The 17,119-nt window shown below is 67.5% G+C and carries 13 protein-coding genes and 3 pseudogenes; 11 read left to right on the top strand and 5 right to left on the bottom strand.

Annotation, left to right across the window (positions count from 1 at the left end; genetic code table 11):
* Window positions 1-1,312 (bottom strand): septum formation family protein (locus tag WA944_RS09585; RefSeq protein WP_526646813.1); only part of this gene is annotated, 1,312 nt, incomplete at its 3' end.
* Between the two features lie 93 nt (window positions 1,313-1,405).
* Between WA944_RS09585 and serS the strand changes: the two genes are divergently transcribed.
* The 3 genes from serS (at window position 1,406) to WA944_RS09570 (ending at window position 4,449) form a co-directional block, all read left to right on the top strand.
* Complete coding sequence (serS, locus tag WA944_RS09580; protein ID WP_526375089.1) at window positions 1,406-2,671, top strand: serine--tRNA ligase; 1,266 nt, start codon at window positions 1,406-1,408, stop codon at window positions 2,669-2,671.
* Window positions 2,668-3,471, top strand: coding sequence for a DUF5718 family protein (locus WA944_RS09575; RefSeq protein WP_526375088.1), 804 nt, complete (start codon window positions 2,668-2,670; stop codon window positions 3,469-3,471). Before serS ends, WA944_RS09575 begins: the two co-directional genes overlap by 4 nt.
* A 78-nt stretch (window positions 3,472-3,549) precedes the next feature.
* Window positions 3,550-4,449, top strand: a complete 900-nt coding sequence (locus WA944_RS09570; RefSeq protein ID WP_526375087.1) for an MOSC domain-containing protein — start codon at window positions 3,550-3,552, stop codon at window positions 4,447-4,449.
* A gap of 7 nt (window positions 4,450-4,456) precedes the next feature.
* Here the strand turns inward: WA944_RS09570 and WA944_RS09565 are convergent, their stop codons facing one another.
* Both WA944_RS09565 and WA944_RS09560 read right to left on the bottom strand, forming a co-directional pair.
* Window positions 4,457-4,798, bottom strand: a complete 342-nt coding sequence (locus WA944_RS09565; protein WP_526375086.1) for a hypothetical protein — start codon at window positions 4,796-4,798, stop codon at window positions 4,457-4,459.
* Window positions 4,795-6,345, bottom strand: a complete 1,551-nt coding sequence (locus WA944_RS09560) for a Rieske 2Fe-2S domain-containing protein (RefSeq protein ID WP_526375092.1) — start codon at window positions 6,343-6,345, stop codon at window positions 4,795-4,797. The genes WA944_RS09565 and WA944_RS09560 overlap by 4 nt, the downstream gene beginning before the upstream one ends.
* A gap of 116 nt (window positions 6,346-6,461) precedes the next feature.
* Here WA944_RS09560 and WA944_RS09555 point away from each other — a divergent pair, with 116 nt between their 5' ends.
* The 5 genes and pseudogenes from WA944_RS09555 to WA944_RS09535 all read left to right on the top strand — a co-directional run.
* Window positions 6,462-7,250: a lysophospholipid acyltransferase family protein gene (locus WA944_RS09555; RefSeq protein WP_526375085.1), complete on the top strand. Its 789-nt coding sequence runs from the start codon at window positions 6,462-6,464 to the stop codon at window positions 7,248-7,250.
* A gap of 4 nt (window positions 7,251-7,254) precedes the next feature.
* Window positions 7,255-8,001, top strand: a complete 747-nt coding sequence (locus WA944_RS09550; protein WP_526610575.1) for a lysophospholipid acyltransferase family protein — start codon at window positions 7,255-7,257, stop codon at window positions 7,999-8,001.
* Window positions 7,998-8,837 carry a Cof-type HAD-IIB family hydrolase gene (locus WA944_RS09545; RefSeq protein WP_526375083.1) on the top strand — a complete coding sequence of 280 codons (840 nt, stop codon included), beginning with the start codon at window positions 7,998-8,000 and terminating at the stop codon, window positions 8,835-8,837. The genes WA944_RS09550 and WA944_RS09545 overlap by 4 nt, the downstream gene beginning before the upstream one ends.
* A gap of 96 nt (window positions 8,838-8,933) precedes the next feature.
* Window positions 8,934-10,093: pseudogene (locus WA944_RS09540) on the top strand (alpha/beta hydrolase family protein); the annotation flags it as partial.
* Window positions 10,094-10,210: 117 nt separating this feature from the next.
* Window positions 10,211-10,381, top strand: a pseudogene (locus WA944_RS09535) (transporter substrate-binding domain-containing protein); the annotation flags it as partial.
* Between the two features lie 369 nt (window positions 10,382-10,750).
* On the opposite strand, the gene WA944_RS09530 reads toward WA944_RS09535, so the two are convergent.
* Both WA944_RS09530 and WA944_RS09525 read right to left on the bottom strand, forming a co-directional pair.
* On the bottom strand, window positions 10,751-12,367 hold the full coding sequence (locus WA944_RS09530; protein WP_526375082.1) for an N-acetylmuramoyl-L-alanine amidase: 1,617 nt from the start codon (window positions 12,365-12,367) through the stop codon (window positions 10,751-10,753).
* 161 nt (window positions 12,368-12,528) lie between these two features.
* A complete protein-coding gene (locus WA944_RS09525; RefSeq protein WP_526610573.1) occupies window positions 12,529-13,485 on the bottom strand; it encodes a hypothetical protein in 957 nt (318 codons plus the stop codon).
* 194 nt (window positions 13,486-13,679) lie between these two features.
* Between WA944_RS09525 and glf the strand changes: the two genes are divergently transcribed.
* The 3 genes and pseudogenes from glf to WA944_RS09510 all read left to right on the top strand — a co-directional run.
* Window positions 13,680-14,924 carry a UDP-galactopyranose mutase gene (gene glf, locus WA944_RS09520; protein WP_526370668.1) on the top strand — a complete coding sequence of 415 codons (1,245 nt, stop codon included), beginning with the start codon at window positions 13,680-13,682 and terminating at the stop codon, window positions 14,922-14,924.
* Window positions 14,925-14,936: 12 nt separating this feature from the next.
* The gene (locus tag WA944_RS09515; RefSeq protein WP_526370670.1) at window positions 14,937-16,883 is read left to right on the top strand and encodes a glycosyltransferase family 2 protein; all 1,947 of its coding nucleotides are present in this window, start codon (window positions 14,937-14,939) and stop codon (window positions 16,881-16,883) included.
* Window positions 16,873-17,119: pseudogene (locus WA944_RS09510) on the top strand (phosphatase PAP2 family protein); the annotation flags it as partial. The gene WA944_RS09515 and the pseudogene WA944_RS09510, both read left to right, overlap by 11 nt.

Below are 17,119 nucleotides of genomic sequence, written 5' to 3'. Positions count from 1 at the left end.
GTGGCGGGGGAGCGCCGGGCGGGGCGGGTGGCGGTGGCGGCGGACCGTTGAGGAAGGTGTTGCCCGTTCCCGGTGCGTCCGCCGGTCCGTCTGCGGGTGGGTCCGACTCGGCCGGCGCGGGTGCGGTTTCGGTCGCGATCTGCGGCATGTGCTGGGTCTGGTCGCTCTGACTCTCGTCGTAAGTCGAGCTGCTGGAACCACTGGAGCCGCTCGATCCGGTCGCTCCGGCCGAACTGCCCGCCGGGATGTCGGGCATCGGGATCGGCGGCAGGTTCAGCCGCTCCTCGGGGATGTCCGGCGGCGGGACCGGGGGCTGACCGTTGATCATCAACGGTCCCTTTGCGCTGTTCAGCAACGTCGACCAGCCGCCGTTGCCCAGCGTCGCACCGATACTGCACGACACCTGATGGCTGCCCGCCGCCCAACTCGGCAGCGAAATGGTGCTGTAGATCAACGTCAGCGTGGTGTTGCGCAGCTCGATCGGCTCCAGGTAGGCATCCGTCAGCTTGGTGCAGGCGTCCTTGATGAATGCGTCCTGCTCCGGCTCGGGGGGAAGCCCGTCCGGGAACCGCTCGGCGAGGTTGACCGAACCAGTCACCTCCATCGCGTGCGGCGCAGCACAGTCGACGGGGATGTCGATGGGCTGATTGGTGGTCGGGTCGATGCCCAGGCAGGTGCCCGCGGCCCAGACCTTCGACTGGTCGATCTCGGCGACCCTGCCGGTGAAAGTCAGCTGCTGGTTGTTGGGGCCGGGCAGCTGCAGACCACACAGCATCCTGCGCTCACCCGACTGCCGCCACGCCTTGTCTCCGGACCACAGCATGCTGATCGTGAAGCGGCTGTGCGGGTCGAAGCGCGCGCCCAGGTAACGCTTCACGGCGGCCGAGCACTGCTCCTGGCTGATCTGCTGGATCCGGGCGGCCGACGGAGGCGCGGCGTCGGGGCCGTACTCGCTGCCCGGGAAGGTGCGCATGTCGACCGACTCGGCCACCTCGAACCGGTGCTCGGTGCTGCAGTCGACGATCTCGGCCGCATCGGGGGTCCGATCGGGCCAGTTCAGGCAATCCCCGCTCTTGGCGTGGTCGAAGGTGTCGTTGCCGCGTGGACCCAGCGAGATCGAGTTCGCGGTGAGATTGCCCGTCCGGTCCGACTGGGGCAGAGCGGTGATCACCCCGGCGATCAGCAGGCCGCCGAGCGCGGTGAGCAGCAGGGCGCGACGGGTCGACTCAGCCTGGAAGCTGCGCCACCAAGCCTGTTTGGTGGGCGTCGAGCTTCCCTCTGCGCGTTCGGGTGCCTGGGCCATCCGCTCCATTGTGACAGGCGTGTCAGGTGCGGGGGCAAGTGATGCAGTTGTAACGTTATGTGGTTGTGCCGGTCGTTCCCGCGACCCCGTAGGGTTTTGCCCGTGATCGACCTGAAGGTGCTGCGCGAAGATCCCGAGTCGGTCCGGGCATCACAACAGGCCCGGGGCGAGGACCCTGCGCTCGTCGACGCGCTCGCCGAGGCGGACGCCGCGAGGCGCGCGGCCATCTCGACCGCCGACAACCTGCGCGCCGAGCAGAAGGCCGCCAGCAAGCTGGTGGGCAAGGCCGTGCCCGAAGAGCGTCCCGGGTTGCTGGCCTCGGCCAAGGAGTTGGCGGAGAAGGTCAAGGCGGCCGAGGCCGCCCAGACCGAGGCGGAGAACCGCTTCACCGCCGCGCACATGGCGATCTCCAACGTCGTCATCGACGGTGTCCCCGCCGGCGGCGAGGACGATTTCCGGGTCCTCGACACCGTGGGCGAGCCGCCGGCGATCGACGATCCGAAGGACCACCTCGAGTTGGGGGAGTCGCTGGGGCTGATCGACATGGAACGCGGCGCGAAGGTGGCCGGTTCCCGCTTCTACTTCCTCACCGGCGCCGGGGCGTTGCTCCAGCTCGGCCTGTTCCAGCTCGCGGTACGGGTGGCCGTCGACAACGGTTTCACGCTGATGATCCCGCCGGTGCTGGTACGGCCGGAGATCATGGCGGGCACCGGGTTCCTCGGCGCCCACGCAGAGGAGATCTACCACCTCACCGAGGACGACATGTACCTCGTCGGCACCTCCGAGGTGCCGTTGGCCGGATTCCACGCCGGCGAGATCGTCGACCTGGCCGATGGGCCCAAGCGGTATGCCGGTTGGTCGTCCTGCTTCCGGCGGGAGGCGGGCAGTTACGGCAAGGACACCCGCGGCATCATCCGCGTGCACCAGTTCGACAAGGTCGAGGGATTCGTCTACTGCCGACCCGAGGATGCCGAGGCCGAGCACCAGCGGCTGCTCGGGTGGCAGCGTCAGATGCTGGCCCACATCGAGGTGCCCTACCGCGTCATCGACATCGCCGCCGGTGACCTCGGCTCGTCGGCGGCGCGCAAGTTCGACTGTGAGGCGTGGGTGCCGACCCAGCAGACCTACCGGGAGCTGACCTCGACGTCGAACTGCACGACGTTTCAGGCTCGCCGGCTCTCGGTGCGTTACCGCGACGAGAACGGCAGACCGCAGACTGCCGCGACACTCAACGGCACGCTGGCCACCACACGCTGGCTGGTGGCGATCCTGGAGAACCATCAGCAGCCCGACGGCAGCGTGCGGGTGCCGGAGGCGCTGGTGCCCTACGTCGGAACGTCGGTCCTCGAACCCCGGAGGAAAACATGATCGAACTCGAGCGCGACGAACTGAAGACGTGGTTCGGATTCGGTGTCGCGGGCAACTTCGCGGGGCACCTGGAACAGGCGGGCGAGGCCGACGACTTCGTCAACGTCACCTCCGAGGGAGGCGCACCCAAGGGCATCTTCCCTTGGTACGCACCGGGTCACGACACGTTCCTCGGTGACTTCCCCCTGTCGCACGACGCCATCAAGTTGCCGCGGAGTGACACCCCGCTCAACCTGCAGATCGAGCCGGAGGTCGGGTTGGTGTGCGAGGTCGCGTGGGCCGGTGACACCGTGGCGGCGCTGCAACCGGTGGCGCTCGGGGCGTTCAACGACTGCTCGATCCGGCGGCCGAACGCGCCGAAGATCAGCCATAAGAAGAATTGGGGTCCGGCGTCGAAAGGCGTTGCACCGCAGTTCTTCGACATCAGCGATCTCACACCAGATGGCCCCACCGCCACGTTGCGGCTGTTGTGCCACCTGCGCACCGCCGACGGCCAGGAACACGAGTACGGGGTCGACAGTCCGCTGCTGGGCTACTCGTACTACGGCGAGGTGCTGCTGGACTGGGTGGTCGACCGGCTCGCCAACCAGAAGGGGGCACCGGGAACACCGTTGGAGGACGTCGGCGCACTGATGGTCGCCAGCGGTCATCCGACGAAAGTGCTGATCGGGATCGGTGCCACCAGGTACACGCCGCTGGGGGAGTCGACCTACCTGCAGCCCGGTGATGAGGCGGTGGTGCGGGTCTACGACACCGCGAGCGAAGCGCAATCCGAACTGCGCCAGACGGTTTCGGGCTAGGCCTCGGCATGGGTGGCCGGGTGGAGCAACTGTGGCGCTTTCCCGTCAAGTCGATGGGGCGGCACCGCCGTCGACGAAGTGCGCGTCGACCGTCACGGCGTGCACGCCGACCGGCTCTGGGCGGTCCGCGACCTCGATCGTGACATGACCGCGTCGGCCCGGAAGGTGCCCGCGCTGTTGGGATGTTCGGCGCGCTACGCCGTCGAGCCGGGTCCGGACGTCGGGCCGGGCAACGTGCCCGAGGTGATCGTCACCATGCCCGACGGCGCCGAACTGTCCAGCGCCGAACCCGAACTCGACCGCACGCTGTCGGCCTTCCTGGGGCGCGACGTTCGGCTGACGGCGCTTCCCGCACGCGCAGACACCAGTCTGCACCGATTGTCGGTCCGGCAGACCCGCGCCAACTATTCGCCCACTGAGGTCCGGCGCGACTTCGGACTGTCCGACTCCGAAGCGCTGCCCGACACGTCGGTTTTCTCGACCAGGCAGATGCTGACGTTGGCCCGCTACGCCACGCCCCCGGGGACGTTCGTGGATCTGAGTCCGGTTCACGTGCTCAGCACGACCAGCCTGGCGACGCTTTCTGCCGGAGCGGATTCCGGCGCGACCTACGATGTCCGCCGTTTCCGTCCCAACGTGCTGGTGGCTCTCGACGACGCGGGCGGCGGCTACCCCGAGGCCGGCTGGGTGGGCGGTGACGTCGAGTTCGGCTCGGTGTCGTTGCGGATCACCAACCCGACCATCCGGTGTGTGGTACCCACCCGTCCCCAACCCGGCCTCGAACTCGACCGCGGCCTGACCCGACGGCTGGCCGAGTCCACCGACCGCTTCCTCGGCGTCTACGCCGATGTCGCCGCCCCGGGCGTGCTTCGCGTCGGGGACCCGGTGCGGGTCCGGCAAGCGGCCGCCGCGGCCGGCCGCACCGCGATGCGGCAGGTTCAGCGGATGCTGGAGGCCACCGTCCTGCGCGAGCGGTGACGCCGTCTCAGCGGGCGTGTTGCAGTAGTTCCTCGAGCAGTTCGACGAAGTGCCCCGGGCGCACCGGCGTGCACGCCGGATCCGGGTAGGTCCCCGGAACATCGAGGGTGATCAGCGTCGATTTCAGGGGTCTGCGGACATCGAGTGGCAACCACCGCTTCAGGTCCGAACTGCCCCAGATCCGGAACCGTTGCATGAACAACCCCAGTGGGGTGCTGCGGTAACCGCGGATGTTGCGCAGCGGGATGATCTTCGATGTGCCGGAGGGAAAGTGGTAGCGGCGCAACGTGAGCGCCTCCCGGTCCAGTTGGATCAGGCCGTCGTCGTAGTACTGCGGTGGTGCGCTCACAGCTTCGCCGACCGTAGCTCGTGGCCCTTCGAGGTCAGGCATCTGCCGTTGTCGAGATTCCATTGCCAGCCGTGCAGATTGCAGGTCAGCGTGGAACCTTCCACCGCACCGAACTTGGAGAGGTCGGCCTTCAGGTGCGGGCATCTACGCTGAATCTCCCACCCGTCCAACGTGATCGACGCCGTGTCGTCGTGTGCCTCGGCGAACCAGCCGTCGGCATAGGCGATCCGCTCGTCGGTGAGGCACTTGAAGAACGTGTACAGGTACTCGTTGTAACCTCCGACGCGCCAGGCCCGGAACCGGGTGGACAGGAAGATTGTGTTCACCCAGTCGGGCTCGCCGTCGCGGATCACGGTGCGCACCAGCTCCGGCGCGATCTCGAAGCCATAGCGGAACTTCTCGTCCGGGATCGCTTCCCGGACAGCTCGTTTCGGGAAGTCCAGCACGACGCTCTCGGGCCCCAGCCGCAGCTCAACGGGATAGCCGATGCCGTCGCAGATCTGGTCGCTGGCCAGCATGATCGGCTCGAACAACGTACGTAGCGGCTCGAGCAGCGGTTCGCCTGCGGCAGGCGCCCAGGCGGCCTTCTCTGCGGCCAGTACCGGCGCCATCCTCTCGGCGTACGCCGAGATGTAGTCGGCCTTGCCGGTGGTGAAGATGGCCGTCACGTCGTCTTCGGGGATCGGGTGCTGCAACGAGTTCAGCTGTGTGCCGGTGAAATCGGCGGTGGATCCGGGGATCATGAGCAGTCCGCCGTCGTGGCCCTGGGAACGCATCTGCTTGAGGAAGACGACCTGATCGGGAAAGATGTTCGCCGGGTCGCCGTGGTCGTCGTTGAGGTCGCGGAGCTCTGGGTCGAGGAAGCAGGGCGGGCCGGCCGATGGGACCACCCACGTCGCACCGACCTGGGCGATGTACTGCCGGCAGCGGTCCATCTGGCGCTGCCGCTTCTGGCTGCCGAAGGCCTCCTTGGCCCGCTCGGGCATGTCGTAGACCATCGGGTACCAGATCGCGCCCGAGTACTGCAGCATGTGCACGTCGATCTGGCCGAAATCGGCGTGCAGAACGTCGAGATCCACCGGGCGGGCGTCGTTCATGTTGAAAACGCTGGTGACGCCGTCGTCGACGACCAGTCCGGAGTCGCCGATGGGCCCGTCGGCGGGCGCACGCAGGGCGATGACCATCACGTCCAGGTCGCCCTTGGGGCCGCTGACCCGGTGCTTGACGGAGTCGGTGGTCTCGAAGAACCGGTGAAATCCCAGCTTCTCCAGTTCGCGGCGCAGGTCGGGGACGGGAAAATCCGGCAACAGGACGACGGCGTCCTTGTTGACGTGCTCGCTCAGATTCCGCGGGTCGAAATGATCCTTGTGCAGGTGCGAGACGTACAGATAGTCCACATCGCCCAGTGCGGCCCAGTCCAGCCCGCTGTTGTCGGGGAAGGGGAACCAGGAGGCGAAGTACGCCGGGTTCACCCACGGGTCACACAGGATGCTTCCGGCCGTGGTGTCGATGCGAAAGCCGGCGTGCCCGACGCTGGTGACCTGCACAAAGATCCTTTCCATGGCCGATTCCGGAGCTGTTCGTCCTGCCCTGCAGCTTAGCCGGGCGCCCTGTGTTCGCACCGGCCTGGGACTGTGTGCCCGAGCGCACTACGCTTGCGGTTGTGGAACCGGTATACGGCACTGTCATCCAGCTCGCCCGGCTGGTATGGCGGGTGCAGGGCCTGAAGTTCACCGTCACCGGCGTGGAGAACCTGCCGCGCACCGGCGGTGCGGTGATCGCGATCAACCACACCAGCTACTTCGACTTCACGTTCGCCGGGCTTCCCGCCTACCAGCAGCACCTTGGTCGCAAGGTGCGGTTCATGGCGAAGAAAGAGGTCTTCGACCACAAGGTCACCGGACCGATCATGCGCAGCCTGCGCCATATCGAGGTCGACCGGCACAGCGGTGCGGCCTCGTTCGAGGAGGCCTGCCGCAAGCTTCAGCAAGGCGAGTTCGTCGGCGTCTACCCGGAGGCCACGATCAGCCGCAGCTTCGAGATCAAACAGTTCAAGTCGGGTGCGGCCAGGATGGCCATCGCAGCCGGCGTGCCGATCGTGCCGCACATCGTGTGGGGTGCCCAGCGCATCTGGACCAAAGGTCACCCCAAGAAGCTGGGCCGGCCCAAGGTCCCGATCTCGATCGCGGTGGGCAAGCCGATCGAACCGACACTGCCCGCCGCCGAGTTGACCTCGCTGCTGCACTCCCGCATGCAGCACCTGCTCGAGCAGGTGCAGGACGCTTACGGGCCGCATCCACCCGGTGAGTTCTGGGTGCCGCATCGCCTCGGCGGAGGAGCGCCGACGTTGGGGGAGGCCGACCGGATGGATGCCGAGGAAGCGGCTCACAAGGCGGCCCGGCGGGCCGGCACGCCCGGAATCGACAACGGATCCACCGAGGCGCCGGGGTAGCCGGATGGAACCGGTTTTCCGCACGCTGGAAATCGCGGCGCAGCTGGCAGTCAGGGCTACCGGGACGCGGATCACCTACCAGGGACTCGAACACATTCCCGCCACCGGCGGCGGCGTCGTCGCCATCAACCACACCGGCTACGTCGACTTCCTGCCCGCCGCACTGGCGGTGATGAACCGCAAGCGCCGGTTGCGCTTCATGATCAAGGCCGAGATGAGCGAGGTGACGGTGGTGGGGTGGTTGATCCGGCACACCGGCACGATCACGGTGGACCGCCAGGCCGGCGCGGGGGCGTACGCAGCGGCGGTCCAGGCACTGCGCCGCGGTGAACTGGTCGGCGTCTATCCGGAGGCCACCATCAGCCGCAGCTTCGAGCTCAAGGATTTCAAGACGGGTGCAGTGCGGATGGCGCAGGAGGCGCGGGTGCCGATCGTGCCGCTGATCGTCTGGGGGGCGCACCGGATCTGGACCAAAGACAATCCGAAAGCGTTGGGGCGCAAAAAGGTTCCGGTCAATGTGACGATCGGACGACCCATTGGGCCCGAAGGTGCCGCCCAGGAGCTCGCCACCACCATGCGTTCGGAGATGACCCAATTGCTGCGCACCTCCCAATCGGCCTACCCCCAGCCGCCAGGTGCATTCTGGCTGCCACGACGCCTCGGCGGTAGCGCCCCGACTCCGGCCGAGGCCGAAGACCTCGATGCGGCGGAACTGGCGGAGCGGGCCCGCAGGCGGGCTCGGCGCTCATGACGTCCCCCGAGCGGGGACGTGCCCAGAGGCCGGAGGTGATCGCCACCGATGTGGACGGCACGCTCCTCGACGACGACGAGAACGTCAGCCCGAGAACCCGGGCCGCGGTGCGCGCCGTCGTCGACGGCGGTGCGACGTTCGTCCTCGCCACCGGCCGTCCCCCGCGCTGGGTCCGGCCCATCGTCGACCAACTCGGTTTCGCCCCGATGGCGGTGTGCGCCAACGGTGCGGTGATCTACGACCCCTCGACAGACCGCATCGTGTCGGCCCGCTCACTGTCGGCCGACGTTCTCGGTGAACTCGCCGAGATCGCCACCCGGGTGATCCCCGGCGCAGGTCTGGCCGTCGAGCGGGTGGGCCGCAGCGCTCATGACGCCGCCACCCCGCAGTTCGTCAGCTCACCGGGTTACGAACATGCGTGGCTCAATCCCGACAACACCGAGGTGTCGATCCAGGACCTGCTCAGCGCCCCCGCGATCAAGTTGCTCATCCGCAAAGGGGGCGCCACCAGCGCTGACATGGCTGCCGAACTGGCCAAGCACATCGGGCTCCAGGGTGACATCACTTATTCCACCAACAACGGCCTGGTGGAGATCATGCCGCTGGGGGTGAGCAAGGCGACCGGCATCGAGGAGTTGACCCGCCCGCTGGGGGTCGCCGCCGCCGATGTGGTCACCTTCGGCGACATGCCCAACGACGTGCCGATGCTGAGCTGGGCGGGTCTGGGCGTGGCGATGGGTAATGCGCACCCCGACGCGGTCGCCGCCGCCGACGAGGTCACCACCACCAACGTCAAGGACGGGGTGGCCCGGGTGCTCGAGCGCTGGTGGCTGTGAAGCCGGGCCGAGGTGCTGCACCCTCGATTACGGCGCTCGGATATCTTGTCTGGCGTGATGCGGATCGGCTTGACGAGAATCGTGCTCACGGTGGCGATGGCAACGATCGGTGCAGTCACAGGTGTCGTCGGGCTCGCCCCGCCCGCGGTTGCCGCTGATCCCGACTGGTCGACCTTGGACGTGCGCTTCTACGACGGGATCGTCCCCCCCTGAAGGTGGGGTGTTGATCGCCCGGGCCCCGCTGAATCCTGGACTGTCAGTGACCGGCGCGGGTGCGGAGTACCGGATCCTCTACTCCACGCGTAACCAGCATGACCGGCCCGCGGTCAGCACGGCGGTGGTGTTCACCCCCAAAAATGCTCCCCCGCAGGGAGGTTGGCCGGTGATCGCCTGGGCGCACGGCACCGTCGGTCTCGGGGACGACTGCACACCGTCGGCGCGGCCGCGAAGCGCCCGCGACAACGAGTACCTCAGCCATTGGCTGGACCTGGGGTACGCGGTGGTCGGTACCGACTATGTAGGGCTGGGCACTCCAGGGTTGATGAGCTATCTCAACAGCGTGTCCACCGCACATGCAGTTGTCGACTCGGTGATCGCCGCGCACCAGATGGGACTTCCGCTGTCCCCGCAGTGGGCCATTGTCGGGCAGTCCCAAGGAGGGGGCGCCGCGGTCAACAGCGCGCGCTGGGCCTCAGAGTTCAGTGCAGGCAGTGGACTGGACTACCGCGGTTAGTGGCTACCGGCACCCCGGCCAACATCGAGAGCGTCGTCAAGTGGGTGGGCCCGACCTTCAACTGCCTGCAGAGCTCGGACCTGCTGCCAACAGCTACACCGCCTACATTCTGGCGGGGTTCCGTGAGGCACGTCCCGACATCGACGTCAACAGTGTGCTCACCCCGGAAGGTGTCGAAGCCGTCGACAAGGCCGAGACCGTGTGTAAGCCCCAGTCGGATGAGGAGTTGTCCGGCATGACGCCGACGCGATTCTTCAGCGCGCCGCTGGCCTCTCTGGCTGGTGTGACCGAAGCGCTCGACGACTACATGGGTACACCGGTGACCGGCTATGACCGACCGATCTTCCTGGGTGCCGGCCTACTGGACCGCGACGTGCCGGCGAAGTCGTCGCTGGTGCTCTATGACCAATTGCAGGCGCACAACCAGGACGTGGTGCTCAAGATCTACCCCAACGACGATCACAGTGGCACCGTGCTGGCGTCCCTGCCGGACACCACACCGTTTCTCGCTGCGCTGTTCGAAAACGGCACTCTTCTCCCATCCCACAGCCGATGCCGGCCTGCAGATCATCGTTCCCGTTCAGCACACCCGGCCCTCCCGGGAATCGTCCAGTCTTTCGGCTGGGGGATCGGATCGCTGGTGGGCAAGAACAGCACCACGGCAACAAGAGCGTTCACCCAGGCGCTGGCGATCCTATGGGGTTTCGCCGGCATCGTCTTCGTCGCGTTCTACTCTGCCAACCTCAGTGCGACCCTGACCGTGGCGAAGCTGGATGCCAAGATCAGCGGCCCGGCCGACCTGTACGACAAGTCGATCGCGACCGTCGGCGACACGACGTCGGCCGCGTTCCTGCGTGGGATGGGCATCGATGCCACCGAGACCGAGACCATCGAGGAGTCCTATCAACTGCTGCGCGAAGAGGGCTACGACGCGGTGGTCATCGATGCGCCTGTGCTGCACTACTACGTCGCCCACCGCGGTGAAGGGGTCGCAGTCATGGCCGGGCCGGTGTTCCAGGAAGAAGATCAAGGCTTCGTGTTCAACGTCAACAGCCCACTTCGCAAGCCGACCAACCAGACACTGTTCCGAATGCGCGAAGACGGAACCTACAACCTCACAAGGAGAAGTGGTTCGGCGACGACGTGGCGACCACTGCCGGCGACCTCAACTGACCCGAGCTCAGACGGGGTTGCTGGGCGGGGTGAACCGCTCCAGCTGTATCGGCGCCAGGTCGGCGGGTGCCGGCGGCAGCTCGACGGGGACGCCGTCGATGACGCGGATCACGTGGCCGTTCTCCCGGTCGAAGTTCAGCGTGCCGTGCTGGAAGTTCTGCACGATCCACAGCGGTGCGGCGATCTCGGCGCTGGTCGGCAGGCCCAACGCGCCCCGCTCGAAGCCGAGCGCGCCCCACGCCTTGTAGAGCTCGCCGGTGACGGGTTCGGCCCCACTCTCGGGAGACCAGTACACCGCCCCGCGTTCGAACCTCACGTACCGCGCCGAGCCCTCGCCGGCGGATTCAGGTGACGTCGGACGACCCAGGTAGCTGTTCATGCCGCCCAGCGCTTCCCACTTCGCGTGGATCGCGCCGCCGCGCAGCATCTCGGCCAGCTGGTCGGGACCCGGCGGATCGTTGAACCGCGCGGCGATGTCGCGGACCTGTCCCATCAGCGCGTACGCCGCGTTGCCCGGGCACTCGGTGTTGCCGACGTCGCGATGGGTGAAGATCGCCGGCAGCGTCGGTGAGGCGCCGAACGGGAACTTGGTGAACGCGCCGCCCTCGGACGGCAGCACCACCGCGCCCAGCGGGTCGACACCAGCCTGGCCCAGCACCCAGCCCAGCAGCCGTGCCGTGGTGCGCAGCTGAATCGGTGTCGGTGGCACCACCTCGAAGTTGCCGAGCATCGCGACCCCCCACGTGTTGTGGTTGAAGCCGCCGGTGTGTGCGCCCTCGACGGGGCGGGTCATGCCGCCCGCTCGGCCTTCGAAGACCTGCCCGTACTTGTCCACCATCGCGTTGTAGGCGATGTCGCACCAGCCCAGGGTGCGGGTGTGGTACTCGTAGATCGACCGGACGATCCCAGCCGAATCTCCCGGCAGGTAGTCGTTGCTGCCCGCCGTGTGGTGCACGACCCCAGCCTGAAGCCTGCTGTCGTACCGCGGATCTCCGCAACGCATCGCTTCGTCGGCGCCCCACTGGGTGCGGTTGATGATGTTCGGCGGTTGGCCCGGCGGAGTGGCGGCGTTCGGGAGCGGCAGCAGGTCGGCCGGCGTCTCGGGGGGGCTGATGAGGACCGCGTTGAGATTCTGCCCGAACGGCTGTTCCACATTGGCCGGGACGTAGCCCAGGGGCGGCCGGTCGTCCTCCCCCGGCGCTGCGGGTGCGGTGGCCGGGGCGTCGGCCGGGCGGGTGACGGCGATCTGCACCGTGGTGGTTCGGCCGACGAACACGGCTTCGGTGCCCCGGGGGCCGGGCAGGTCGGCACCGACGCCGCCGAGTTGTTCGGCTTCGTACCACGGACCCCAGGAGCCGTCCGCCTTCTCGGCGCGCACCCGGGCGGTGGTGCCGGTCAGGTCCTCTGCGGTCAGCGCGACCATCGAGAACGGCGTCTCCTGGTGGATCTCGCGAATCGTCTCGCCGCCGCCGAGATCGGTCAGCGGTTGCTGCGCCACCTCGGGCGCGGCGACCTGCGGCGTCGGGTCGTCACCGGGCGCGCCGGAGAGCGCCCAGGGCAGCAGCACCACTGTCGCCGCGAGCGCGGTGAACAGTATCGATGGCGCGGGACGACGACACGGCACGGGCTGATGTTACGTATGTGCCAGTTGGTACTCGTGTTGCGACACGGCCGTTCGGGGATTCAATCCGGGGAAAAAGTGTGCACGCACCTGCAACGGCACCGCAGAGCATGGGTGCTTCTGCGGTGCCGTTCGGTGGCAGGACTACTGGACTGCCGCGATTCTCACGCGCCAGGCTCGAGCGGTGCTTCTGCTGCCAGTGCTTCCTCGGCGCCGACGGTGCCGGCCGCGGTCTCGATGGGTGCGGCGGCCGCGGCCGCCGCGGGAACGCCCGCGGGCTTGACCGCCGACATGATCGCGGGCATCAGGACGCCCTTGAGCAGGTCGATCGCCTCACCGGCGCCCAACTGGTTGGCGGCGCTGGTCAGATCGCCGAGCAGGCCCCCGCTGCTGGAGGCCGCCGGCATGGCGAGCGACGGATCCCCCATGATCGGGTAGCCGCCCAGCGCCGGATCCAGGCCGATCGGAGCCGAGATCGGGATCTCCCCGGTCGCGGGCAGGCCGGAGGTGGAGATCGGGGCCACGCCCAGGGCGGGGTCGGTCAGCGCCGGCGGGGTGCTCAGGCCCGGTGTGGTCAGCGCCGGGTCGGTCAGCGAAGGTGTGGTCAGACCGTCGGTGCTGACGCCGGGCACGGTGAGGCCGGGGGAGGCCAGTGCAGGGTCGGTCAGCGACGGTGTCGTCAAGCCGGGCGTCGTCAAGCCCGGAGTCGTCAAGCCCGGAGTCGTCAAGCCCGGAGTCGTCAAGGTGGGGCTGGTGAGCGCCGGGTTGGCGAGGCCGGGATCGGTCAGTGACGGAGCTCCGGTCAGGCCCGGCATCAGACCGGTGGTCCCCAGCCCGGGGCTCAGCGTGGTGGATGCCGTCGGCGCCGACCCGGTGAGCAGGCCCGTCGGCAACGGCGGCAGATTGATGCCGAATTGTGAAAGGCCCTGTGAGAGCGCGGTCATCAGCTCGCCGGGTAGATCTGTGATGGTGGCGGCCTGGACGAACTCGCGGTGTTCCGGCGCCCGCTCGGGCGCTGCGGACATTTCGGCTACGGCAACAACTGCAACTGGACTTGCGACTGCCAGAGCGGCGACTGTGCTCAAGGCTGTCGAGAGCCGGCGTCGACGTCGGTTCGGCACGGAAGTCTCCTCAATACATGGACGTAGAAAATCGCTACCGGAATCGGCTAGCTGTGCGTGATTCTTCGTACGCCTCGATGGTACTGATGTGACTCGTGGGACTAGAGTGACGATGCGGAATCGTGAGCTAATTGCGACCTGCCCGGCTCGGCCAAGTCGGGCCCGCCGACGGTGGTCGGATACCCTTGCTGCCGATGATCTCTCCTGATCCCCGCGCCGTCGAGCTCCCGCCCAACGAGGACTTCGATCTCTTTGTCGTCGGTTCCGGGTTCTTCGGTCTGACGATCGCCGAGCGCGCCGCGACGCAGCTGGGCAAGCGCGTGCTCGTCGTCGACAGGCGCCCCCACATCGGTGGCAACGCCTACTCCGAGCCCGAACCGGAGACCGGCATCGAGGTGCACCGCTACGGCGCGCACCTGTTCCACACGAGCAACCAGCGGGTGTGGGACTACGTCAGGCAGTTCACCGAGTTCACCGGCTATCAGCACCGGGTGTTCGCGCTGCACGACGGGCAGGCCTACCAGTTCCCGATGGGTCTTGGCCTTGTCAGCCAGTTCTTCGGCCGGTACTTCACCCCCGACCAGGCACGGGCGCTGATCAAGGCGCAGGCCAGCGAGATCGACTCCGCCGAGGCGCAGAACCTCGAGGAGAAGGCGATCTCGCTGATCGGCCGTCCGCTGTACGAGGCGTTCGTCAAGGGCTACACCGCCAAACAATGGCAGACCGACCCCGCTGATCTGCCGGCGTCGGTCATCAACCGGTTGCCGGTGCGCTACACCTTCGACAACCGCTACTTCAACGACACCTACGAGGGCCTGCCCGTCGACGGCTACACGGCCTGGTTGCAGAACATGGCCGCCGACGACCGTATCGAAGTCCGGCTCGACACCGACTGGTTCGACGTCCGTGACACGTTGCGCAGTTCGAACCCGGGGGCTCCCGTTGTTTATACCGGTCCGCTGGACCGCTACTTCGACTACGTGGACGGTCGGTTGGGCTGGCGCACGCTGGATTTCGAGCTCGAGGTGCTGCGCGACTGTGGGGATTTCCAGGGCACGCCGGTGATGAACTACAACGACATCGAAGTGCCCTACACCCGGATCCACGAGTTCCGTCATTTCCACCCCGAACGGTCGTACCCGGCCGACAAGACCGTGATCATGCGGGAGTTCTCCCGGTTCGCGGCCGACGACGACGAGCCGTACTACCCGATCAACACCGACGCCGACCGTGCGGTGCTGGGTGCCTACCGTGGGCGGGCACGGGCCGAGACGGCCTCATCGAAGGTGCTCTTCGGTGGCCGCCTCGGCACCTATCAATATCTGGACATGCACATGGCCATCGCCAGCGCGCTGAACATGTACGACAACACCCTCGCGCCCCACCTGCGCGACGGCGCGCCGTTGGTCGACTCCGAAACAGAAAGCAACACCCCATGAAAAGAGGCACCGTTGAGTGACATCCCGTCCGGCGCGCTCGAGGCCGGACAGTCAAGGGCTGTCAGCCTGCTGGCCCGCATCATCCTGCCGCGACCCGGCGAGCCGCTCGACGTCCGAAAGCTCTACATCGAGGAGTCGGTCACCAACGCGCGGCGCGCTCATCCGCCGACGCGCACCGAACTGGAAATCGGTGCCGAGTCCGAGGTGTCCTTCGCGACGTACTTCAACGCGTTCCCGGCCAGCTACTGGCGCCGTTGGTCGACGCTGGACTCGGTCGTGCTGCGGGTCGAGCTGACCGGAAGCGGCCGCGTCGACGTCTACCGCACCAAGGCCACCGGCGCCCGCATCACCGTCAGCGGCGACTCGTTCGCCAGCGGTGACGCAGAGACCGCCGTGGTGGAGTTCGAGATCGGGCTCGACCCGTTCGAGGACGGCGGGTGGATCTGGTTCGACATCACCACCAACTCGGCGGTCACGCTGCGCAGCGCCAGCTGGTACGCGCCGACGCCCGCGCCGGGGCGGGCCGATGTCACGGTCGGCATCCCGACGTTCAACCGACCGTCCGACTGTGTCAACGCGCTGGCCGCACTGACATCGGATCCGCTGGTGGACAAGGTGATCGGTGCGGTCATCGTCTCAGATCAGGGAACCGACAAAGCCCAGGACCACCCGGGCTTCGCCGCCGCGGCGGCGGCGCTGGGTTCCCGGCTGTCGGTGCACCACCAGCCCAACCTCGGCGGGTCGGGCGGCTACAGCCGGGTGATGTACGAGGCGCTGAAGAACACCGACTGCGAACAGATCCTGTTCATGGACGACGACATCAGGATCGAGCCGGACTCGGTGTTGCGCGCGCTGGCGATGAACAGGTTCGCCAGGTCGCCCACGCTGGTCGGCGGGCACATGCTCAACCTGCAGGAACCGTCTCACCTGCACGTCATGGGCGAGGTCGTCGACCGGGCGAACTTCATGTGGACCAACGCCCCCAACACCGAGTACGACCACGACTTCGCCAAGTACCCGCTGGTCGACGAGGAGGACCGCAGCAAGCTGCTGCACCGCCGGATCGACGTGGACTACAACGGCTGGTGGATGTGCATGATCCCGCGGCACGTGGCCGAGGAACTGGGCCAGCCGTTGCCGCTGTTCATCAAGTGGGACGACGCCGAGTACGGGCTGCGCGCGGCCGAGCACGGCTACGGCACGGTCACCCTGCCCGGGGCGGCGATCTGGCACATGGCGTGGAGCGACAAGGACGACGCGATCGACTGGCAGGCGTACTTCCACCTGCGCAACCGACTGGCCGTGGCCGCCCTGCACTGGGACGGTGGGGTCGGCGGCCTTCTCGCCTCGTCGATCAAGGCCACGCTGAAACACCTTCTTTGCCTTGAATATTCGACCGTCGCGATCCAGAACCGGGCGATGGCCGATTTCCTGGCCGGTCCCCAGCACATCTTCTCCATCCTGGAGTCCGCGCTGCCGGATGTACGGGCGATGCGCAGCGGGTACCCCGATGCCGTCGTGCTGCCGGGAGCCACCGCGCTTCCGCCTCCGTCGGACAAGCGCCGCAAGAAGGTGAAGATCCCGACCTCCAAGCCGGCCATCGCACTTCGGCTGCTTCGCGGCGTGGCGCATCAGCTCACCGAGCACGATCCGGCCCATCACCAGCGGCCCCAGCTCAACGTCGCCACCCAGGACGCCCGCTGGTTTCTGCTCTGCAGGGTCGACGGTGTCACCGTGACGACCGCGGACGGCCGCGGAGTGGTCTTCCGGCAGCGAGACCGCGAGAAGATGATCGAGTTGCTGCGGACATCGTTGCGCCAGCACCTGCTGTTGGCGCGCAAGTTCAACCGGATGCGCAGGGTGTACCGCGACGCCCTGCCGATGCTGACGAGCAAACAACGGTGGGAGAGCGTGCTGAACTCCGGACAGCAGGGGGTCGTGGCATCCCGTGATCGCTGATCCGGTCGTACCGCCCACAGGCGAGGACCTCGCGCTGGTGGCCGTGCAGTCGGCCGTTGCCGGTCGGCCCGGCGTACTGGCAGCCGCCCGCGGTCTTTCGCATTTCGGGGAGCACAGCCTGGGCTGGCTCGGCGTGGCCGCGCTCGGTGCGCTGGTGAGTCCGGGACGCCGCCGGGAGTTCCTGGCCGCGGGCGCGGGCGCATTCCTGGCGCACGCCAGTGCCGTGGTCGTCAAAC

The sequence above is a fragment of the Mycobacterium sp. genome, from assembly GCF_049683355.1.
Taxonomy (GTDB): domain Bacteria; phylum Actinomycetota; class Actinomycetes; order Mycobacteriales; family Mycobacteriaceae; genus Mycobacterium.
Note: the sequence above shows the minus strand (reverse complement) of the source record. Positions and strands in the feature narration are given on the sequence as shown.

What these genes read in the sequence shown, in the direction of transcription:
- glf (WP_526370668.1), top strand. Translation starts at nt 13,680, where the DNA reads ATGATCTCTCCTGATCCCCGCGCCGTCGAGCTCCCGCCCAACGAGGAC.
- WA944_RS09550 (WP_526610575.1), top strand. Translation starts at nt 7,255, where the DNA reads ATGGAACCGGTTTTCCGCACGCTGGAAATCGCGGCGCAGCTGGCAGTC.
- WA944_RS09575 (WP_526375088.1), top strand. Translation starts at nt 2,668, where the DNA reads ATGATCGAACTCGAGCGCGACGAACTGAAGACGTGGTTCGGATTCGGT.
- WA944_RS09545 (WP_526375083.1), top strand. Translation starts at nt 7,998, where the DNA reads ATGACGTCCCCCGAGCGGGGACGTGCCCAGAGGCCGGAGGTGATCGCC.